This window comes from Burkholderia sp. Z1 (assembly GCF_014893795.1).
GTDB classification, from domain to species: domain Bacteria; phylum Pseudomonadota; class Gammaproteobacteria; order Burkholderiales; family Burkholderiaceae; genus Burkholderia; species Burkholderia theae.
This window is the reverse complement of the sequence record NZ_JACFYL010000001.1, coordinates 1567310-1589077: the sequence shown is the minus strand read 5'-3', so window position 1 is coordinate 1589077 and position 21768 is coordinate 1567310. Positions and strand designations below refer to the sequence as shown.

General features: G+C 70.6%; 17 protein-coding genes. 6 read left to right on the top strand and 11 right to left on the bottom strand.

The window, feature by feature from the left end:
* Positions 1-168, bottom strand: coding sequence for a DUF1427 family protein (locus tag H3H55_RS07385; RefSeq protein WP_043182444.1), 168 nt, complete (start codon positions 166-168; stop codon positions 1-3).
* A 125-nt stretch (positions 169-293) separates the two neighbouring features.
* Here H3H55_RS07385 and H3H55_RS07380 point away from each other — a divergent pair, with 125 nt between their 5' ends.
* On the top strand, positions 294-1217 hold the full coding sequence (locus H3H55_RS07380; RefSeq protein WP_129514322.1) for a LysR family transcriptional regulator: 924 nt from the start codon (positions 294-296) through the stop codon (positions 1215-1217).
* Between the two features lie 63 nt (positions 1218-1280).
* Here the strand turns inward: H3H55_RS07380 and H3H55_RS07375 are convergent, their stop codons facing one another.
* Complete coding sequence (locus H3H55_RS07375) at positions 1281-1967, bottom strand: hydrolase (protein WP_129514321.1); 687 nt, start codon at positions 1965-1967, stop codon at positions 1281-1283.
* Between the two features lie 275 nt (positions 1968-2242).
* On the opposite strand from H3H55_RS07375, the gene H3H55_RS07370 reads away from it, so the two are divergent.
* From H3H55_RS07370 to H3H55_RS07355, 4 genes are read left to right on the top strand one after another with little or no spacing between them, the layout of a single operon-like run.
* Complete coding sequence (locus tag H3H55_RS07370; RefSeq protein ID WP_193098169.1) at positions 2243-2503, top strand: XapX domain-containing protein; 261 nt, start codon at positions 2243-2245, stop codon at positions 2501-2503.
* A 10-nt stretch (positions 2504-2513) separates the two neighbouring features.
* A complete protein-coding gene (locus tag H3H55_RS07365) occupies positions 2514-4094 on the top strand; it encodes a cation:proton antiporter (protein ID WP_193098168.1) in 1581 nt (526 codons plus the stop codon).
* A gap of 47 nt (positions 4095-4141) precedes the next feature.
* Positions 4142-4534, top strand: coding sequence for an OsmC family protein (locus H3H55_RS07360; RefSeq protein WP_193098167.1), 393 nt, complete (start codon positions 4142-4144; stop codon positions 4532-4534).
* A 30-nt stretch (positions 4535-4564) separates the two neighbouring features.
* Complete coding sequence (locus tag H3H55_RS07355) at positions 4565-5449, top strand: pirin family protein (RefSeq protein WP_193098166.1); 885 nt, start codon at positions 4565-4567, stop codon at positions 5447-5449.
* Positions 5450-5503: 54 nt separating this feature from the next.
* On the opposite strand, the gene H3H55_RS07350 is transcribed toward H3H55_RS07355, so the two are convergent.
* Genes H3H55_RS07350 through bcsB form a run of 9 tightly spaced genes read right to left on the bottom strand, consistent with a single transcriptional unit; the run spans position 5504 to position 20222 of the window.
* Entirely contained in the window at positions 5504-5701 is a 198-nt protein-coding gene (locus tag H3H55_RS07350) for a hypothetical protein (RefSeq protein WP_048244197.1), read from the bottom strand.
* Entirely contained in the window at positions 5683-7248 is a 1566-nt protein-coding gene (gene bcsG / locus H3H55_RS07345; RefSeq protein WP_193098165.1) for a cellulose biosynthesis protein BcsG, read from the bottom strand. The genes H3H55_RS07350 and bcsG overlap by 19 nt, the downstream gene beginning before the upstream one ends.
* A 27-nt stretch (positions 7249-7275) precedes the next feature.
* Positions 7276-9813: a UDP-forming cellulose synthase catalytic subunit gene (bcsA, locus tag H3H55_RS07340; RefSeq protein ID WP_193098164.1), complete on the bottom strand. Its 2538-nt coding sequence runs from the start codon at positions 9811-9813 to the stop codon at positions 7276-7278.
* Positions 9810-10589, bottom strand: coding sequence for a cellulose biosynthesis protein BcsQ (bcsQ, locus tag H3H55_RS07335; RefSeq protein WP_193098163.1), 780 nt, complete (start codon positions 10587-10589; stop codon positions 9810-9812). The genes bcsA and bcsQ overlap by 4 nt, the downstream gene beginning before the upstream one ends.
* Complete coding sequence (locus tag H3H55_RS07330) at positions 10586-10795, bottom strand: hypothetical protein (protein WP_048244204.1); 210 nt, start codon at positions 10793-10795, stop codon at positions 10586-10588. Before H3H55_RS07330 ends, bcsQ begins: the two co-directional genes overlap by 4 nt.
* A complete protein-coding gene (gene bcsE / locus H3H55_RS07325) occupies positions 10792-12759 on the bottom strand; it encodes a cellulose biosynthesis protein BcsE (RefSeq protein WP_193098162.1) in 1968 nt (655 codons plus the stop codon). The genes H3H55_RS07330 and bcsE overlap by 4 nt, the downstream gene beginning before the upstream one ends.
* Positions 12760-12768: 9 nt before the next feature.
* Entirely contained in the window at positions 12769-16677 is a 3909-nt protein-coding gene (locus H3H55_RS07320) for a cellulose synthase subunit BcsC-related outer membrane protein (RefSeq protein ID WP_193098161.1), read from the bottom strand.
* Positions 16662-17894, bottom strand: a complete 1233-nt coding sequence (gene bcsZ, locus H3H55_RS07315) for a cellulose synthase complex periplasmic endoglucanase BcsZ (protein WP_193098160.1) — start codon at positions 17892-17894, stop codon at positions 16662-16664. The genes H3H55_RS07320 and bcsZ overlap by 16 nt, the downstream gene beginning before the upstream one ends.
* A 3-nt stretch (positions 17895-17897) precedes the next feature.
* Positions 17898-20222 carry a cellulose biosynthesis cyclic di-GMP-binding regulatory protein BcsB gene (bcsB, locus tag H3H55_RS07310; protein ID WP_193098159.1) on the bottom strand — a complete coding sequence of 775 codons (2325 nt, stop codon included), beginning with the start codon at positions 20220-20222 and terminating at the stop codon, positions 17898-17900.
* Positions 20223-20705: 483 nt separating this feature from the next.
* Here bcsB and H3H55_RS07305 point away from each other — a divergent pair, with 483 nt between their 5' ends.
* Positions 20706-21728 (top strand): sensor domain-containing diguanylate cyclase, encoded by a 1023-nt coding sequence (locus H3H55_RS07305; protein WP_226799971.1) that lies wholly within the window; start codon positions 20706-20708, stop codon positions 21726-21728.
* Positions 21729-21768 lie beyond the last annotated feature (40 nt).

Sequence of the window (21768 nt, the reverse complement as noted above, 5' to 3'; positions counted from 1 at the left end):
TCAGAAGCCGAGCCAGTGACGGACCGGCGCGATGGCCTGTGCGCCGATCAGCATGCCGGCCAGGCCGACCAGCGCGATCAGCGGCGGTGCCGGCGAGCGCACCTTGATCACGCTGTACACGACGCCGATCAGCACGCCGGCGCCCAATGAAAGTAGATAAGATTCCATAACGATTTTTCTCCGGGCCGGATTAGAATGACCTGCATCGCACGCCCGCCTTCGCGGTGCGTCGCATCGACGGCACGATCCGCTGCCGCCGCATCCGTTTCGCTTCCCTGCCATTCGTTCCGACCATGCAACACCTTCCTGATCTCGAAGCCTGGGCCATCTTTGCGCGCGTCGCGGAGACCGGCTCGTTCGCCAAAGCCGCCGACCTGCTCGGCGTGTCGCAGCCGACCGTGTCGAAGGCGATCGCGCGCCTCGAGAAGCGGCTCGGCGCGATGCTGCTGTACCGCACGTCGCGCAAGCTGTCGCTCACGCCGACCGGCGAACTGCTGCGCGACCGCGCGATCCGCCTGCTTGCCGACGCGGAGCTGATCGAGTGCGAAGCGTCCGCTCAGGCGCTCGAACCGCACGGCCTCGTGCGCGTGAATGCGCCGATGTCGTTCGGGCTGCGCCATCTGTCGCCGGTGCTGCCCGCGTTTCTCGAGCGCTATCCGCGCGTCGACATCGACCTCGTGCTCACCGATCACATCGTCGACATCGTGTCCGGCGGCTTCGACGTCGCGATCCGCATCGCCGAGCTGAGCGATTCGTCGCTGCGCTCACGCCGGCTCTGCGCGGTGCGCCGCCCGCTCGTCGCGTCGCCCGCGTACCTCGACCGGCGCGGCCGCCCCACGCACCCGCGCGACATCGAGCAGCACGTGTGCCTCACCTACACGAACCTGCCGACGCCCGAGCACTGGCGCTTCCGCCACCCGGCATCGGGCGAGGAAGTCGGCGTGTCCGTGCACGGGCGCATCCGCACCAACAACGCGGATGTGATCGTCCCCGCGCTCGTCGCCGGTCACGGGCTCGCACTGCAACCCGAGTTCCTGGTGTGGGAAGCGATGCAGCGCGGCGAGCTCGAGGAAGTGATGGACGACTGGAAGATCGCCGACATCAACGTCAACCTCGTCACGCCGCCCGGCATGCTGCGCGCCGCGCGCGTGACGGTGCTGCTCGACTTCCTCGCGGAGCACTTCGCGCATGCGCCGTGGGCATTGCCCGTCGCCTGAACGTGCGGCGGCCGGCGGCCGCGGCTCGTCGCGATCCTCGCGGCGAGCCATGGCCGGTGCCCGTTACTTCGCCGGCACGGCCGCGAGCGATTCGTGCGGCGTCGCGGTGCGCTGCGCGGCCTTGTGGACCATCGTGTACGCGTAATCGACGCCCATCCCGTATGCGCCCGAGTGCTCCTTCGCGATCGCCATCACGGCGTCGTAACTCTCGCGGCGTGCCCAGTCGCGCTGCCACTCGAGCAGGACCTGCTGCCACGTCACCGGCACCACGCCGGCCTGCACCATCCGCTGCATCGCGAAGTCGTGCGCATCCTTCGACGTGCCGCCCGATGCGTCGGCGACCATGTAGATTTCGTAGTCGCCTTCGAGCATCGCGCACAACGCGAACGTCGTATTGCAGACCTCCGTCCACAGGCCGGAGACGACCACCTTCTTGCGACCGTTCGCGGCCAGCGCGTCGCGCACCTTCTGGTCGTCCCACGAGTTCATCGACGTGCGTTCCAGCGTCTTCTGGTTCGGGAACACGTCGAGCAGCTCGGGATAGGTGTGGCCCGAGAAGCTGTCGGATTCCACCGTCGTGATCGTGGTCGGGATGTTGAATACCTTCGCGGCCTTCGCGAGCCCGACGACGTTGTTCTTCAGCGTCTGGCGATCGATCGATTGCACGCCGAACGCCATCTGCGGCTGCTGATCGATGAAGATCAGCTGGCTGTTCTGCGGAGTCAGTACTTCAAGCTTCGGGTTGCTCATGGCACGGGTCGTCCTGTGAACGGAAAAAGAGGGGCCTGCCTCGACCGTCGAAACGGGAGGAGCCTGGTGCGGGTCGGCGCCGGATCGTCATCCGGCTCGAAATATTTAATCCGCAAACGCGCGGCGCGAACATCCAAGAAACGGAATCGATGTGATTCCGGAATCGGTGCCCGTTCCGGGCTGCCCGCCCTTTTTTTCTTCACGCAAACCCGATACGCTTTCAGGATCTTGACGGCGTGCACCACACCGCTCGTCGGCCATCACGAGACCTCACCATGAAACCGTATTTCCTGTCGCTCCTCGCCGGCCTCCTCGCCGGCGTCATCTACGGTGCGCTCGGCGTGAATTCGCCGGCGCCGCCGATCATCGCGCTCACCGGCCTGCTCGGCATGCTGGCCGGCGAACAGATCCTGCCCGTCGCGCGCCGGATGTTCGCGGGCCATCGGCTCAATACCGCGTGGCGCGACGCGCAGTGCAGCCAGCACATGTTCGGCACGCTGCCGGGCGGCGCCGCGAACGACCGCAAGCCGTCGTGATGCAAGGCTCATGACCAACGTCGAACTGTTTCATTACCTGCTGCTGTTGATCTGCGGCGCGGGCGCGCTCACGTGGCTCGCCGAACGGATCTCGATTCCGCCGGCCGTCGTGCTGCTGCTCGGCGGCTGCGTGGTGGCGGTCGCCGGCAAGCGCGTGCCCGACATGGACCCGGCGCTGCTGCTCGCGGCCGTGCTGCCGCCGCTGCTGATGTCGAGCGGGTTCTACACCGCATGGAAGGAATTCCGGCAGGAGCTCGCCTCGATCGCGTCGCTCGCGCTCGGCGCGGTGGCGTTCACGACCGTCGCGGTGGCGCTGGCCGTGCATGCCGCGGACCCGGCACTGCCGTGGGCCGCGTGCTTCACGCTCGGCGCGATCGTGTCGCCGCCCGACGCGGTCGCCGCGAAGGCGATCCTGCAGCGCCACCCGCTGCCCGCGCGACTCGTCGCGGTGCTCGAAGGCGAAAGCCTCGTCAACGATGCGTCGGGCCTGCTGCTGTACCAGATGGCCGTGTCGGCCGCACTCGCCGCGTCGATCACGGCCGCGAGCGCCACCGGCCTGTTCTTCTCGCTGACGCTGATCGGCATCGCGGTCGGCCTCGCGTGCGGCCATGCGATGTGCTGGGTGCTGCCGCGCCTGCGCGACCCGATGCTCGGCATCGTCGTGACCTTCCTGATGGCATGGGGCAGCTACGGCGTCGCGGAAGCCGTCGACGGCTCGGGCGTGCTGTCGGTGGTGACCTGCGGCCTCGTGCTCGGCGTGCGCCAGCATCGCGTGTTCGACGCCGACATGCGGATCAAGGCGAAGGCGACGTGGGAAGCGATCGTGTTCCTGCTCGACGCGCTCGTGTTCATCCTGATCGGGCTCGCACTGCACGCGATCCTCGCGGGCGTGAACCACGAAGGCGCGGTGCTGATGGCCGGCCTGCGCGTCGCGCTGCCCGCCACCGCCGCCGCGATCGCCGCGCGCGTCGTGTGGGTGTTCGTCGCGATGTGGCTGCCGGGCCGCCTGCGCGCGCCCCGCGCGGGCCATCCGCCGTGGTCGTGGCGCGAGGCCATCGTGCTCGGCTGGTCGGGCATGCGCGGCGTCGTGAGCCTCGCGGCCGCGATCGCGCTGCCGGGCAACTTCCCCGGCCGCGACCTGATCCTGTTCAGCACGTTCCTGCTGATCATCGCAACGCTGGTCGTGCAAGGCGGTACGCTCGCGCCGCTGATCCGCGTGCTGAAGCTGCGGCCGGCCGCGCGGCATACGATGTCCGAGCATGCGGTGCGCGCGCAGACGTTCGGCGCGGCGCTCGCCGAACTCGACGCGCTCGAGAAGCGCGGATCGAACCTCGAACGTGCATCGCTCGACCGCCTGCTCGCCGAATACCGGAACCGCGTCACGTTCAACGAACGCGCACACCGGCAAGGTGCGGAACCGGCCCGCGTGCGCGCGCGGATGCTGCGCGTCGAACTCGAACTCGTCGGCGTGTCGCGCCAGGCGCTGCTCGACCTGCATCGCGACGGCAAGGTCGACGACGCCGTGCTGCACCGGATCGAATCGGAGCTCGATTTCGAGGAACTGCGGCTGAAGCGGCTGCTCGAACCTTAACGTCCGGCCCCGCCGCCGGTTCTCCCCCTTCCCCACCTGGAACTGCAATGAGCGAACTGTCCGTCGAAGCGAGCATCGGCTCCGTCGATTACCTCGTCCACTTCAGCGATGGCGTCCACCAGTGGCGCGCCGACGAACCGGCGCCGCTCGGCGGCGGCGATGCGGCACCGACCCCGGTCGCGCTGCTGCTGTCGAGCCTCGGCGCCTGCACCGCGATCACGCTGAAGATGTATGCGCAACGCAAGGGCTGGCCGCTCGCCGAAGTGCACGTGAAGCTCGCGCACGAATCGGGCAACGCGGGCAGCACGATCGTGCGCCGCATCACGCTCGACGGCGACCTGTCCGGCGAACAGCACGAGCGCCTGCTGCAGATCGCGAACGCGTGCCCGGTGCACAAGATCCTCACGCATCCGATCACGATCGATACCGCGATCGCCTGACGCACCCCGCATCGACCACGAGATTCCACCATGTCCGCATCGATCAAGACCCTGCTCACGCCGCGCGAAAGCGACATCGGCAACCTCGTCGTGCGGCGCGTGCTGCCCGCGCGTGCCGCGCGGCTCGTCGGCCCGTTCATCTTCTTCGACGAGATGGGGCCCGCGGTATTGCCGGCCGGGCGCGGCATCGACGTGCTGCCGCATCCGCACATCGGGCTCGCGACCGTCACCTACCTGTTCGACGGTTCGCTGATGCATCACGACAGCCTCGGCTTCCGGCAGAAGATCGTGCCCGGCGACGTGAACTGGATGACGGCCGGGCGCGGCATCGTGCATTCGGAGCGCTCGCCCGACGAGGACCGGCCGCACGAGCAGCCCGTCCACGGCATCCAGACCTGGGTTGCGCTGCCGGTCGAGCATGAGGACACCGCGCCCGCGTTCGTCCATCATCCGGCCGACACGCTGCCGTCGTTCACGCGCGACGGCGCAAGCGTGCGCGTGATTGCGGGCAGCGCGTTCGGGCTCACGTCGCCGGTCGAGGTGTTCTCGCCGACGCTTTACGCGTATGCGGAATTCGCGGCGGGCGGACAACTCCCGCTCGACGCGGAGCACGACGAGCGCGGCGTGTATCTCGTCGACGGCGACCTCGCGATCGACGGCACGCCGCTCGCTCCCGCGACGATGGCCGTGCTCGAACCGGGCGCAACCGTGGCGCTCGCCAGCGCGAGCGGCGCGCGCGTGATGCTGCTCGGCGGCGCACACCTGCCGGGCGAGCGTTTCATCGAATGGAATTTCGTGTCGAGCGAGCGCGCGAAGATCGAAGCGGCCCGCGCCGCGTGGGCCGCGCAGACGTTCGGCAAGGTGCCGGGCGAAGAAAACGAGTGGACGCGCCAGCCGGAACGCAAGGCGCACTAAGGCGGTTCGCCCGCAAGCCCAAGACGGCCGGCACGCATGCCGGCCGTCTTGCGTTTACCGCTTCAATCCCATCAGTTTCGCCAGCGTCGGCCAGCGATCGAGCGACTCGACGAACGCGCGGCGCGCCTGCTCGTCGACATAACGTTCGGGGTCGAGCGCCGGCAGATGCCGCGCGAGACCGAGCACGTCGTTCGGCTGCGACAGGCGATCGTCGTCGCTTTCGCCGGGAAGGATTACTGTTCGTCGATCCATACGCCATCCGGAGTTTTTACCGCGTAACCCGCGGCCGTCTGCATCGTCACCGTGCCCTCGTTCTCGCCCACCATCCGCGTGCGCGGCAGGTCGGCCGCGTATTGCGCGAGCGTCGTGCCCGGCTTGAACGGGCTGTTCGACACGAGGTTCGACAGCAACTGCGCGAGCGCGAGGAAGCTGGCCGGCTGCTCGATCACGGTCGTCGCGCCGTGATTGCCGTCGAAGCCGACGAGCCGCACGCCGACCGGCCCGTGCACGATGCGCGGCGTCGGAATTTCGCGCAGGCCCGCGACCTGGTTCTTGTCGCCGCGCAGCGCGGCGCCGTGCTCGGGCACGAACACGATCACCGCGCGGCGGCCCGAATGCGCGATCAGGTCGGCGAGACGATCGAAGTCGCTCATCAGCTTCGTCGCGCGCTGCGGATACGAGTCGATGCTGGTCAACGAACTGCCGACCACGCGGTTGCCGTCGTGCAGGCTGATCGTGTTGTAGTACAGCGCGACCGGCCCCGGCACCGCCGCACGCTGCGCATACCAGTTCGCGAGCGTCGTGTAGTCGTCCTTGATCGGCGAGCCGTCGAACGCATGCATCGCGACGGGCGCGGCCGCGTTCGAGATCATCGGCGCGTCGGCCACGCCGAGGTTGTCGTGAACCACCTGCAGGAAGTTGTCGAAGTGGCCGTCGTGGTTCAGCAGCGACTGCACCGTGTAACCGGCGCCCGCGAGCTGCGCGAACAGCTGGCACTGCTGCGGCGCGGGCTTGTACAGGTCCTCGTGCGCCTCCTGCCCGCAGCTCGCGCGCAGCACGCGGATCGCCGCCGGGCCGCTGTAGCTCGCGGCCGTGCTGAAGTTCGTGAACAGGTAGTCGAAGCGGCTCAGCATCGGGTGATTGCGCACCTTCGCCGCATCGAGGTCATCCCACGACAGCGAGCAGATGTGCAGCACGATCACGTCGAACTGCGCGGCCGGATCGTTGCCGAGATGGCCGAACGCGACCTGTCGCTGCGACTCCTGCGCGCGGAACGTCGCGAGCGCGGCGTTGTGATCCTCGGGCTGGTCGGCGCGCCCCATCGTTGTCGTGTCCGTCACGTTCGCCTGCTGCGGGAGCGGTGCGACGACGCGCGCCATCAGTCCGCTGCCGGCCTGCCACAGCGGCATCACGATCAGCACGGCCAGCACGAACGTCGCGACGCGCAGCCAGCGGTTGACGACGAAATAGACGATCAGCGCGCCGGCCACCGTCAGCAGCAGCACGGGCGGCAGCAGGCGCGGCAGCAGCTCCATCCAGTAGTCGAACCGGAACGTGCTCATTTCGCGCGCGGCCTCGGCGAGACGGGCGAGCGGCGGCGCATGCAGCTCGTGCGCGAGCAGCGGCACCGCGATCGCGATCGCCACAACTTGCCGCACGATGCGCCACACGCGGTGCCGGATCGGCGCGCTCGCCGCGAGCGCCACCGCGAACGCGAGGTTCGCGAGCCACAGCGGCTGCAGGTGCCCGGTCGCGAACAGCGCGAACTTCAGGATGAAATACAGATTCCAGAACGTCATCTAACCCACTCCATGATGAGCGCCGCGTCAGTCGCGCGCCCGATCGAGTTTCGGCGCCAGCATGGCCTGCAAGCCGCGCGCCGCACCCTTCCACATCCGTACATAACCGTCCACGCCGACGCGCAGCACTTCCTTCAGCCCGCCGAGCGGCGTGTCGATACGCTGGCCTTCATGCCAGTCGAGCCACGCATCCGCGCGGCCGAACGTGCATTGCACGAGCTGGCGCTCCTGTTCGAGCGTCAGCTCCTCGAAGCTCAGGCCGACATGGGTCGGCGTCACGCGGCTCACGCGCACCGGGAACGGGAACGGCCGGTCGCCGCGCGTCACGCACACCGTCAGCGTGTCGCCGACGGCGAGCGGCAGCCCCGGCACGGCTTCGAGGCCGAGGCCGCCGGTCGAGTAGTCGCTCGTGAAGCACGCGGCAGTCGTTCCGTCGGCGAGCAGCAACATGGCCGGCACGCGCATCGCGATCCGGTGCGTGACGCGCACCTGCTTGGTCTCGCGCGCAACCGCCAGCGCCGCGCCGAGCATCGCGAGGTTGTACACGGTCCAGCCGAGCGTGATCAGGATCGTCGACGCCTCGTCGCCCTGGTCGGCCACGAGCCGCCACAACCCGGCCGCGATCGCGAGCACGTTCAGCCCGAACAGCACGAGGTACGGCTTCGACGTCGACCAGTCGACGTACCCTTCGTCGATCTTGCCGCCCTTGTCGGTCACGTTGAACTTGCCGTGCTTCGGGCTGAAGAACGCGACGGTGGTCGGCAGCGCGATATACCACGCGAGCACCGATTCGTAGACCTCGGCCCAGAACGAATGGCGGTAGCGCCCCTGCATCCGCGAGTTCGCGACGTTCGCGAGCACGAGATACGGGATCACGTAGCTCGCGAGCGCGAGCGACGACGCGTTGATGAAGTACAGGTGGAAAAACAGGTACGCGAGCGGGATCGTCAGGAACACCAGCCGCGGAATCCCGTAGAAGAAGTGCAGCATCGCGTTGCCGTAGCAGATCCGCTGGATCAGGCCGAGCCCGCGCCCGAGGAACGGGTTGTCGATGCGGAAGATCTGCGCCATCCCGCGCGCCCAGCGCGTGCGCTGCTTCACGTGGCCCGCGAGGCTCTCGGTCGCGAGGCCGGCCGCCTGCACGGTCGGCAGGTACGCCGACGTATAACCGCGCCGGTGCAGCTTGAGCGCCGTGTGCGCGTCCTCGGTGACGGTCTCGACCGCGACGCCGCCGACCTCCTCCAGCGCGCTGCGCTTGAGCACCGCGCACGATCCGCAGAAGAACGTCGCGTTCCACAGGTCGTTGCCCGACTGCACGAGCCCGTAGAACAGGTTGCCCTCGTTCGGGATCTCGCGAAACGTGCCGAGGTTGCGCTCGAACGGATCGGGCGAGAAGAAATGGTGCGGCGTCTGCACGAGCGCGCACTTCGGGTCGCGCTGGAACACGCCCATCGTCGTCTGCAGGAACGAGCGCGTCGGCACGTGATCGCAGTCGAAGATCGCGATGTATTCGCCGTGCGTCTTCGGCAGCGCGCGGTTGATGTTGCCGGCCTTCGCGTGGAGGTTGTCGTCGCGCGTCAGGTAGTCGATGCCGGCCTCGGCCGCGAACGCCGCGAACTCGGGGCGCCGGCCGTCGTCGAGCAGGTACACGCGTAGCTTCGCCGTCGGCCAGTCGATGCTCTGCGCGGCGAATACCGTCGGCTTCACGACCGACAGCGGCTCGTTGTAGGTCGGGATATAGATGTCGACGGTCGGCCAGGTGTCGGGATCGTCGGACAGCGGCACGATCGGCCGGTCGAGCGGCCACGCGGTCTGCACGAAGCCGAGCAGCAGGATCATCCACGTGTAGGCTTCCGCGCCGTACAGCAGGTAACCGGCGATCGCCTCGACCGGGCCGCGGAAGTCGAGTGTCTGCGTCGTGCGCCACCACACGTAGCGCACCGTCGCGAGCAGCGCGAGCGACGCGAGCGCGAGCGTCGGCAGGTGGCCCGGCAGGCGGCGCAGCGCGAGCGCCAGCACCGCGACGATCGCGAAGAACGCGAACTGCGCGCCGGGCATCAGCGGCGACATCCCGGCCGCGGCCCACAGCAACGCGCCGACCACCAGCAGCAGCGGCGCGAGCCAGCGGCGCCGGCCGACGCCATTCGCGCGCGCATCGAGCCAGCCGCCCCAGCGCACCCACGGCAGGCGTTCGAGCAACGCGTCGACGCGCCGGCCGACCGCGCGCCCGGCCACGTAGACGGGCACGACGAATTTGTCGAACCACGCGAGCGGATCGCGCGCGGGCCGGCCGTCGGCCGCGCGCGGCGCGCGCACGATCGAGCGCCACAGCCATTCGCGCACACTGAGCGGCTGCAGCACGCCCCACTCGTGCGCGAGCCGCAGGAACGCGACGCGCACCCAGCGGCGCACATGATCGGGGCGGCCCGTCGGCGGCACGTGGAAAAACAGCCGCACGAGCCAGTCGATCCGCGTACGTTCCGTCGGCAGCCCGATGCCGCGCGCGAACCAGTCGACCGCACGGCGGCCGAACGCGCGCAGTCGCGGCACGCGCGCGGCCTTCATCGCACCGCTCCGCTGCGACCGGCCGCACCGGCGGCCAGCCAGGTATCGACCCAGTTCGCGATACCGTTCAGGTCGTGCGACACCTGCGAATACGGCGCGTCGTCGAAGATCCAGCTGCCGCGCGCGAGCGCTTCGGGCACGGCCGCATCGACGTGAATCCGCTGGTCGAGCATCGAGCCTGGCCCCGCGACCGCGCGCAGCATCGCGAGTGCATCGCGCTGCATGTCGCGCGCCGGATTCAGCCGGTTCACGACGATCTGCAGGTCGCCGCCGCCGGCCCTGAGCGCGCCGAGCCGCGCGGCGGTCGTCGCGCACGCGGTCGGTTCGGGCGGCACGACGACGAGCGTCAGGTCCGCGCAGCGAATCGCCTGCTCGGCCTGCGGCGACGGATAACGCGCGGTATCGACCAGCACGACGCCGTCGGCCGGCAACCCGATCTCGTCGAGTGCACGCGACAGCCACGCGCGGTCGGCCACGAGCCGCGCATCGCACGCGGCGGCACCGGCCGCATCGACCTGCCCGTACGGCACGAACAGCACGCCGTCGGCATTGCGCCACGTATGGGCGTGCCACGGCTCGGCGCCGCCAAGCACGCTGTGCGCGAGGCCGTGTTCGGCCAGCGTGTCGAGGCCGAGCGTCGCGCCCATCAGGTTCTGCGCATCGAATTCGACGGCGACGACCGGCCGGCCGCGGCGCGCGAGCAGCACCGCGAGCGCGGCCGCGAGCGTCGTGCGGCCCGCGCCGCCCGTCGTCGACGTAATGGCGATCGTCTTCATCGGGTCGCCTCGTCGCCGCGCTCGGCGCCGGGCAACAACCGCCCGCGCAGCGCGACCGGCACCAGTTCGCACGGCACCGCGTCGCGCCGGTCGATCCCGCGCGGCGCATGAAAGCCGCGGCCGATGCCGAGGTGCTGCGCGACGATCCAGACGGGCACCGCGATCACGATGCCGACGATGAAACCGATGACGAGTTCGGCGATCATGCGCCCTCCGGATTGCGCAGCGGCATCGCGCTGCGAATGGCACCGCGTGCACGCGCGGCGGGATTGACGGGATGCGGGGCCGGTGCATCGGCGGCCAGGTGCGCGAGCGCCGGCATCGCACCGATCGCCTCGAGCGAGACGATGGCATCGATTGCATCGACCGCATCGCTCACCTCGCGCGCGTCAGGCAACGCCGCGCCGGACTCGGCGCGCGCAGCCAACGTGCGCGCCGCACCGGCCGGCTGCGTGGCCGCGAACAGGTCGCTGTAGTCGGCGATCGGCGCGCGCCGGTTCTCGGCCTTCAGCGCATCGAGCTCCGTGTCGATGCTGCCCTGCCCGAGGCATACGACGCGGTCGGACAGCGCGTCGACCGGCGCGTCGAAGATCCGCGCAAGCGCGTCGTCGGCATCGACCGGCTCGCATGCGAACAAGAACACGTACAGGTGCCCTGCATCGGCCGTCACGACGTCGCCCGCGCGGCGCGGCCGGCAATGCCGCAGCGCGTCGACGTGCGACACGCCCGGCAGCAGCGTGATCTTCGCGAGCGTGTGCGGCAGCGCGAGCACGGCGCCGCGATCGAGCACCGCGCGAATCCGCAGGCAGAACGCGCCGACCGGCAGATAACCGAGCACCGAATCGCCGAGCGCGGCCGCGAGCGCCCCCCGATAGTCGGCCGCGACGGGCCGCGCATAGAGCTGGCCGCGCAGCGCGTGCACGGCGGCCTGCATCCGCGATACCGGCAGGTCGCGCGCGACGACGCGGTTCGCACCGACGCTCAGCACGAGCATCTCGAACTGCTGACGCAGCACCTCGCCGCGCTCGACGACCGCGATCTTCAGCGCGCCGCCGCACTGCCGGCGCAGCGCGTGCACGTCGGCGCACAACGCTTCGAGCTGCGCATGCGAGCGGAACACGAGCACCGCGGTCGCGGCCTGGGCTTGCGCGCAGGCCGCGACGACGGCTGCGTTGTCGTCGACGATTTCCCAGTCGCCCGGCACGCGGGTCGCGCCGTCGAGCACCGCGCGGCTGACGACGACGCGATCCTCGTCGCTCGCGAGCTTCATCCGGTGCGCCGGCTCGGTCGCGCCGCCGTCGACGCTCGCGGACAGCCGGCCGCCCGGCGCAAAACGCAGCGGCCGCACTTCGCCGGCCGCGAGCGTGTCGCCCGCGCGCCAGAAATCGACGATCCATAGCAGTTCGCCGTGCGTGCGCTGCATCTGCGCGACGCCCGAGCAGACGCCGTGGAAACCGCTGCGCGGCGTGCGATCCGCGTCGCGGACGAGCGGCGGATCGTCGGTACGCACGTCGGTGCCCGCACGGGCCGCTTCGGGATCGAGCAGCAGCACGAGCGCGATCCGGCGCGTGCGGCACCAGTCGGCGAGTGCGTGCGCTTCGTCCGCGAGCGCGACCGGGTCGTCCCAGCTGAACCAGCGCTGCGCGCCTTCGACGAAATACAGCGAACGCGCACGAAAGCCGTAGCGCTTCATCGCGCGCAAGCCGCCCGTCAGCCGCGCGAACGGGCCCGGCGCCGCGCGGCGCGGCGCATCGCCGGTCGCACCGGCGCCTGCTCCGTCGGCCGGCTCGGCCGCCGCCGGCATCGCCAGCACGTTCAGGTTGCGCGGCCAGCCGGCCGGATGCGCGCCGCCCGCGAATCCGCGCGCCTGCAGTTGTTCGGTGACACGCTCCGGATCGCGTGCGAGCACGACCGTCACGTCGCGCGTGCGTGCCTGTCGCACGCTCTCCCACACGAGCGCGTCGCAGGCTGGCGTGCTGCCGGCCGCGTAGATCGCGTACAGGCCGCCGGCCTCCAGTTGCGTCCAGGTGTCGGGCAAGCCGTCGATCGCGAGTCGGCTCAGCGTGCCGATGCGGCCGCCGGCCGGCCCCGTGCGCAGCAGCGCACGCAGGCGGCCCAGCAAGCCGGCGGTGCCGAGCGCGGGACGGGTGGCATCGATTTCCGTATTCACGACGTTCCCCTAGTAATCCGAATAAAGCCGCACTGGTGTCGGCGTGACGAGCCAATTGGGTTGCGCGCGCGCATCGAACGCATAACGCAGGTACACGAGCGCCGAACTCGGCGCGTAGTCGTGCGACCGGTCGACATGCAGCTGCGCGCCGACGCTCAGATGCGGATTCACGCGGTATTCGACGATGCCGTTCACGCCGTACGAGAACGACACGCCGCGCGTCGAGCTGCCCGCGTACACGAACCCGGCCGCCACCTGCGCGGCCCGCTGGTCCGAGAACGTCGGGTAATACAGCGAATCCTTCTCGTAGCTGTTCGAGACCCCGCCCGTGAAGGTCAGGTCCCACGACAGCGCGTCGTGCCGCCCCGCCCATTCGATCGGCACGCCGAGCGACAGGTAGCGCTGCGGGCTGTAGTAACCGCCCTGCCCGTACGTGTAGTAGCGCAGGTTCTGCGCGTAGTGCCACGCGTTGCCGACGAGCCCGGTGCTGACCTTCATCGTTGCGCGCTCGTACACGGGCACCGTGAAGCCGGTGCGCAGCGTGACTTCCGCGTTGCGCTCGACGTTGCGGCCGGACAGCACGCCCGCGCCGAGTTCCGCGAACAGGTTCGTGCGGCCCACGTCGACCGACGCGCGCAGGTTCACGCCGTCGCGGCGCACGCCGCCCCACACCGCACCGGTCCACGGGTCGCGCATCCCCGCATACGACAGCACGCTGCTCGTTTCCGGCCGCCGCGACGCATTCACGCTGAAGCTCGCCGGGCCTGCATCGAAGCGATAACGCACGCCGCCGACGAGGTAATGCACGGGGAAACCGAGCGGCGACGTGCCGAGATCGAAACGCCATGCATCGGTGCGATAACCGGCGCCGAGCGCAACGCCCGTCGCCGTCTGGTGCAGCGAGCCCGGCGGATTCGCGATCAACGCGGCGGCCGACTGATTCGACGGGAATGGCGGCGGCAGCCCGCTCTGGGCCTTGAGCGCCGCGTAGGTCCCGAACGTCGTGAGCGAATAGGCATTCGGGTCGCTGGTATCGAGCGTGCCCGGGTCCAGGTGCACGGTGTCGATCTGCGCGAACACATGCCCGTCGTAGCGGATCGGCAGCTGCATGTAGATCGGCACCTGCTGCGCGCGATACGACGAAATGCCTTCGTCACCCGACTTGTACGCGGGGGTCCAGCCGGTCTCGATCTCGGGGTTGCGTCGCTGCTCGAGATCCGCGAACGCGGCCTGCGCGGGCGTCAGGCCGTCGCGGCTCGGGCTCACGCCTGCGGTGCGTTCCTGCGACAGCGACAAGCGATACAGCGACGCCGCGTCGTCATAGCGACCCTGTGCTTCAGCCACGCGCCCGGCCGCGACCGTCACGTCCGCGCGCGCCGGATATGCGGCATGCAGCCGGTCGGTCACCTGCGCGGCTTCGTCCGGACGGCGCAACGCGTTCAGGCGGCGCACGGCCGACAGTTGCGTGCCGACGTCGTCGTCCGGCGTGCGCGCGATCACGGCCTGCACACGCGCGAGCGCGGCCGCGCGGTTGCCGCTGTCCTCGTCGATGCGCGCGAGCGCGAGCTGCGTATCGGCATCGTCCGGCGTGCGCGCGACGACCGGTGCAAGCGCGTCGCGCGCCGCGCCGTAATGCCCCTGCGCGCGTTCCAGATCGGCCACTTCGAGCGCATAGCGCTTGTCCGCGCGGCCGGCCGGACTCGCGCGATCGAGCAGCGTGCGCGCCTGCGCGTAGTCCTGCCGCGCGATCGCGTCGTCCGTCTGCCGCAGCACGAGTCGCAGCGATTGATCCTCGAGCCTCGCCGTTTGTGCAGGCGTCAGCGACGGTTCGCGGCGCAGCGCGTCGAGCCACGCGGCGAGCGCGTCGTCGCGCCCCGCGCTGCCGAGCAGGTCGCCGTAGCGCAGCCGCACGTCCGCGTCGGCTTCGCGCGGATGCGCGACGATCCAGTCGTGCAACGGCGCGAGGCCGCGATCGGGTTCGCCCGCGTCGATCCACTGCGCGCCGACCGCGGCGAGCATGTCGGGATCGTCCGGCGCGCTCGCCTGCGCATGCGCGAGCGACGCGGCAAATGCCACGCGGTCGCCGCGCCCGAGCGCGCCGCGCGCGTCGGCCAGCGTGCCTTCGGCATCGAGCTTGCGCGCCAGCGCGCGCATCCCGTCCGAACGGTGCGCGTCGTCGACAGGTGCGAGCGCGGCCCGCGCGCCCGCAACGTCGTTGATCGAATTGCGGTACAGCGCCGTCGCATAGCGCATCTCGGGCGTATCGCTTTGCGCGAGCCCGTCGTCCATCACCGTGCGGCCGAGCTGCGGCAGCCCCATGTCGCGATACAGGCGCGCGAGCGCGAAACGTGTCCACGGCGCGTCGGGCGCCGCGCGCACGGCGGCCTCGTAGCGTTGCGCGGCCGGCCCGCGTTCGCCCTTGTCGGCGAGCGCGCGCGCCTGGTCCGCGAGCAGGTCGGCGCGCAGACCGTCGAGCGCGCGGCGATCGTCGCGGCCCGTCACGCGTCCTTGCAATGCGTCGAGCAGCGGGCCGATCCGGTCCGCACGGCCGGTGTTCTCATACAGCATTGCCGCGCCGCGCACGGCCGGCAGGCTCGGCGAACGCGCGGCCAGCAACTCGCGCAGCAACGGCTCCGCGCGCGCCCAGTCGCGCTGCGCGAGCAGCGCATCGGCGAGCTGCAGCTTCGCGTCCGGGCTGTTCGGCTGCATCGCGAGCGCGGCACGCGCCGCGCGCTCGGCGTCTTTCGGGCGTCCTGCAGCGGCGGCCGCGCGGCCTTGCGCAAGCAGCCCCCAGAACTGCGCGGTGCGCGCCAGGCTCTGCCATTTGTCGCGCTGGTCGGTCGCGAGCGTCGCGGCCCGCGCGAACAACGCACGCGCTTCGTCGTGCCGGCCTTCGCGCAGACGCAACAGGCCGAGCCCGCCGACCGCGTCCGCATCGTCGGCCCGCGCACGCGCGGCGCGGGCAAGCAATGGATCCGCACCCGCCAGGTCGCCGCGCGCGAGCGCCTGCAGGCCGCGCTGCTGCGCGATGTAGCCGGGATCGCGTTCGAGCCGGCGCTGCGCATCGCGCCGGCTGTCCAGTTCGGCAACCCGGCCGCGGAATTCGGTATCGTCCGGCACGAGCGCGAGATACGCCTGCAGCGCATCGAGATACGCGGGATCGCTGCCGGCCGCCTGCAGCACGCGCCGCCACAGCGACATCGCCTCCGTATGATCGGCGTCGTCCCGCTTCGCGAGCGACCAGGCGATCCGGTTCGCCTCCGCGCGCGTGGCGGCATGCTGGTTCAGCAGCCGCGCGAGCGCCATGGCCGCGCTGGTGTCCTGCGGATCGGCCGCGATCCTGCGGCGCAGCGCGGCGATCGCCGAGTCGTGTGTCCCCGGCGCATTCGCGAGGATCTCGTAATACTCGGCGCCGAGCGCGCCGGACGGCGCGCCGTTCGGAAACAGCGCGACGATCCGCCGGGCCGCCTCGTCGGTGCGGCCGCTGCGCGCGAGCAGGCGGATCTGCGCCATCTCGCCGCGCCCGCTCGTCGCGACGCGGTATTCGTCGGCCACCCGCCGCGTGGCGGCCCCGTCGGGCGACTGCGCCTGCAGGCGCGCGAGCGCGGCCTGCGCGCCTTTCGCGTCGCCGAGCCGCAGCAGCACGCGCACCTGCTCGGCCAGCAGTTCGGTGTCGCCCGGCGCGATCAGCAGCCCCTTGCGCAGCGCATCGCGCGCGAGGTCGTCACGATGCTTGACGCCCCACATCCGCGCGGTGTCGAGCTGGCGCTGCGCGTCGGCGGAAACGGACGTCGGCGGCGTGGCGGTTTTCGGCGCCGTCGCGTCGGATGCGACGCCCGGCGCCGCCGCGCACACCGACGACGCGAGCCACGCGAACCCCGCGACATGCGGCGCCGCACGCTTCAGCGGGCGGCGCACGAACGGCCTCCCCAGCGAGCGTCGAGCGTGCCGTCCGCGCCGAACCGGTAGCGCCCGTCGCGCCAGCCGAGCCCGAACAGCGTCAGCACGCTCGTGTAGTAGCCGGGCGCCGACTGGCGCGCGAGCGACTCGACGCGGGCCGCCTGCGCATCCGCGAGCGCGCGCTGGCCGCGCGCGTCGAGAAACGGCACGGCCGCCGCCGAGAACCCCGCGTTGCCGTCGTTCGGCCCCGCGACGCCCGTCGTCGTATCGACCTTCTCCGGCGGCGCGCCACGCGCGGCGATGGCGTCCGCAAACGGCGCGAAACGCGCGAGCAACGGCGCGGCAAGCGGATCGGCGCGGTCGAGCATGCCGGCCCACAGGTACACGCGGATCGCGTTGTACGCGCTCTCCGCATGCGTCTCCGGATCGGGCCCGAAGCCGGTGCCCGCGCGATACAGCGCCCAGTCGGGTGAAAAACCCTTCGGCGCCGTGTCGAGCAGCACGCGCCCGGTGCTGGAAGCCAGCGCGGCCCAGCGCCGGTCGTCGGGCAGGCGCGCGCCGAGCGCGCGGATCACCTGCGGCGGCGAATAGCTCGGATTCACGCGCCACTGACCATTGGCCAGCTTGAACCCCGTCGGCCCCGGCAGCAGCGTGACGCCGAGGCCCGGCACGGTGGCCGTTTCCTCGTCGAGCACACGCTTCGCGAGCAGCGTGCCGCGCGCGGTGTAGCTGCGCTCGTGCCACAGCCGCCCGGCCTCGACGAGCGCATATGCGATCCACAGGTCGGCGTCCGTCGCGGCGTTCGCGTCGAGCACGCGCCACGCGCCGTCGGGCGCACGGCCCCACAGCCACGCCGGCAGGTGCGCGCTCAGGTCGCCCTGCGCGAGGTTGTTCTCGGTCCATGCGAGGATCGTGTCGAACATGCGCCGGTCGTTCGCGACCAGCGCGAAGAAAAGTCCATACGCCTGCCCCTCCGACACCGTGCGTGAATCGGCCGAGCCGACGTCGATCACGCGGCCGTCGGCCGAGATGAAATCGCGCTTGAACGCGTCCCAGCGCGGCCACGCCGCGCTGCATCCCGCAGCGGCCGCATCGGCCCCCGCGGCCTGCGCGCGAGCGGCCATGCCGGCCGCCGCGCACGCCACCGCGCACGCCACCGCGACCGTCAGCGCGAACGCCGCGCCGACGCGTCGCGCCGGCTGCGTTGCCCGTCGCTTCGCCATAACCCGCGCCATCCGTTACATCCCCCGTCGACGCGCGGCGATTCTCTGCAGCACGCTGAACACGCCGAGCGCGAGCAGCAGCCCCGCGACGACGCCAACCGCGCCGAGCACGACCGGATGCCGCGCCGCATGCGTCCACACGCGGGCATACCACGGCACGAAGCCGACCACGTAAGGCTCGCCGACGCGCAGGCTGTCGACCTGCCCCGGCCTCACCAGCGCGAGATCGCCCTGCAGTTGAGACACGAGGCCGGCGTTCTCGAACACGTTCAGCAAGTCGCCGAGGCGCGGCTGGTCGGTCGCCGTCAGCGCGACGACGCTGCGGCCATGGCTGCCCGGCAGCTCGAAACCGGCGAGTGCCGCGAGCGGGCCCGTCTGTTCGATGTGCGCGCCGCCGTCGGCCAGGCCGACGCCGTTGCGCCAGCGCTCCTTCACCGTGAACGCGACACGCGTCGTGCCCGCACCGTCCTGCTCGCCGATCGCGAGCGGCAGCGCCGAACGCCAGTGCGCGAGCAGCGGCGACGCAGGCGAGCCATCGATCACGAGCAGATCCTTGCTGCCCGACAGCGCGGCGACATCGCCGGGCCGCGCGACCTGCACGCGCAGGGCCGGAAAACCGGTCCACTCGCCCATGTGGCCGAGCATCGTCAGGTAGGCCTCGAGTTCCTGCGGCGACGGCCGGTCGGGTATCACGACGGCCGTCTGCGACAGGTCGGCGAAGCGCGTGAACGGAAAACCGCTGTTCGCGAAATACGCGAGGTTCGGCAATTGCGCGTAATGGACGAAGTGCGAGAAGTCGATCGTCGAATCGGGATCGATCGCCGCGCGCTGCGGCTCGGAGGCCGTGCTCGAGCACAGGCCCGTCTTCTGCGAGTCGAGCGTGAAGCGGAACTGCAGCTGGTTGCCGCTGCCGACGCGAAACGCCGGAATATCGACGTCGCTCGTCACGCGCCCTTCCGGTACCGACAGCAGCGGCAGCTGCATGCGGCCGCGCGCGTCCTCGGCATGGGCCGGCCCGAGCCGGTACGACTTCACGAGCTGGTCGTTGATTTCAACGGCGAGCGTCGAGTTGTCCTGCACGGTCGGCGCCGTGTAGCGGTAACGCAGCGTGATCGGCACGCCCGCGCCGTTCCACGAATGGAGATCGGCCGGCACGCGCAGGTTCAGGCGGATCGCGTCGGGCGTCGTGCCGCGCGCTTCCAGCTCGCGCGGATCGGACACGAGCTCGCGGAACGTGATCGGCCGGTTCACCGGCAGCCAGCGCGGCGCGTCGTACGGCTTGCGCGGCGCGCCGAGATCGACGTGCGCGACCGTCGCCGACGGCCCCGACAACGCCGCGCGGCCGAGCACGAGCGTCGACACCGCGTCGTCGACTTCGGCCGCCGTGCGGCCCGTGACGACGAGCAGCTTGCGCCCGGGGGCGGCCGGGTTGTCGGCGACCGCGAGCAGCGGGCCGTTGACCGACGGCAGCGCGAGGCCGGCCGGCAGCGTCGCGGCCATGCCGATCACCACCGCCTGGTCGTCGGCCGGCAGCGCGGACGACACCGGGAAGCGCGTATGCCGGTAGTCGGCCAGCGCGCCGAACCACGACGCGAGCACGCCCGCGCTGCGCAGCGTCGCCGAATCGGGCGACGCCGGCAGCACGAACGGCAGCCGCACGCGGCCGTTGTCGCGCCTGTCGAAGAACGGCGCGGGCAGCAGCGCAAGATCGTTCGGCAGGCGGACCGGCGATTCGTCGAGGATCAGCTCGCTCGTCGGGCTCACGTCGGCCCACAGCGCCGAGTTCGACGGATCCTCGCAATGGTCGAGCGTGTAGTGCGCGATCAGGCGCAGGCCGATCTGGTTGAAATCCGAGAAGTAGCGCGGATCGATCGGGATCTCTTGCGTGACCGTGCGGCCCGCGCGCGCGGCGTCGAACGGGACGGTCGCGATGACCTCGCCGTTCACCGACACCTTCAGGTGCGACATCGGGAACACAAGCGACGGCGAATACGCATAGGTCAGACGCAGCCGCGCACCCGTGACCACGCGGTCGAGCCGCACGCCCGCGTTGATCGTGCGCGCGTCGTCGGCGCCGCGCAGGCGCAGCGGGTCGAACGCGCCGAGCGACGCGAACGGCAGGTGTACGGTCGTCGCCGGCAACCCGGCGGACGGCGCACTGCCCGCCGCCGGCGCGGCCGCGAGCACCGGTGCCGCGTCGGCGGCAACGGCGGCGGGCGCCGAAGCGCCGACCGCAGCGGCAGCCGGCACCGCCGGTATCGGAGCGGCCGACAGCGCGGCCGTGTGGAAAGCGCCGAGCGCGGCGACCGACAGGACGAACAGCGACGCGGCCGGCTTCATGCGCGGCTCCGCTTCGTCAGGGTTGTCCGGTCTTCATTCGCGTCGAAATCTGCGCGCATCAAGCAGCCATGCCCGTGAGTGCACAATCCCACTGCTTCCCCTCATATCTAACTGGCCTGATTCATATATCGAAACAACGCGGCCGATTCTTTAGCGGTCTCTGCGTCGTGTTGCGCGCGCCTGGCACTGGCACTCGCGTATTCGTCACACTATCTCAAAAATAGGACAAAACTTACCCCGATTCGCGACGGTGAAGCGAAAAAAACCTCAGTCCGGTCGGAAATGCTGCGCAAGAGGAGTGAATGGCAAAATTTTCGCCATTGCTGCCGGTGGGACCGAACGGCATACTGCCGGCGCGGCCGGCCGGGCCGGCATGCCGGCGGCGGTCCGTTGCAGACCGCCCGCAAGGCGCTGCCGCGGGGCGGCGCGTATGCTACCGCACTCCCGCGCCGCCCGATGATCTTTCTTCGCGAGAAAACTGACTTGGATCAAATCGCCAACACCGCCACCCCGTCCGCCGACACGCTGCTGCGCATCATCGCGGTGCAAACCGAAATCGCAAAGCTCGGCCTCGACCTCGGCAGCGTGATGGCCTATGTGGCCGAACAAGTGCCGCAGCTGACCGGCGCGAGCGCCGCCGCGGTCGAATTCGCCGAAGGCGACGACATGGTGTACCGCGCCGCGTCGGGCACCGCGGCCGGGATGCTCGGGCTGCGGCTGCGCCGCTCGGGCAGCCTGTCGGGCCTGTGCGTGCAGGAAGGCGAGTTGCTGCACTGCACCGACTCGGAAATCGACCCGCGCGTCGACCGCGACGCGTGCCGCCGGGTCGGCCTGCGCTCGATGCTCGTGATGCCGCTCACGCATGCGGACACGACGGTCGGCGTGCTGAAGGTGATGTCGCCGGACGTCGACGGCTTCTCGCAAGCCGACGCCGGCACGCTGCGGCTGACCGCCGAGCTGATCGCCGCCGCGATGTTCCACGCGGCGCGCAACGAGGCGAACGAGCTGTACCTGCGCGCGACGCACGACGCGCTCACGGGCCTGCCGAACCGCGCGCTGTTCTACGACCGCTTGCGTCAGTCGATGCATACGGCACTGCGCGCGAACGGCCGGCTCGGCATTCTCAACATCGACATGGACGGGCTGAAGCCGATCAACGACGGTTTCGGCCACCGCGCGGGCGACGCCGCGCTGCGCGAGATCGCCGCACGGATGCAGGGTGCGGTGCGGCGCTCGGATACGGTCGCGCGCGTCGGCGGCGATGAATTCGCGGTGCTCCTGCCGAACATCGGCAACCGCGACGACGCGCATGCGCAAAGCACGCGGCTCGCGCGGCAGGTCGGCGAACCGTTCGAATTCGAGGGACAACCGCTGCGGCTCGGCGTCAGCGTCGGGATCGCGATGCTGCCCGACGACGGCACCGACATGAACGCGCTGATCGAGCATGCGGATCAGGCGATGTACGAAGCCAAACGGTCGCGATCGCAACGCAGGACGCCTGCGTAACGCCGGCCCGAAGGCGGTCCGCTTCGGGCGCAGCCGAACA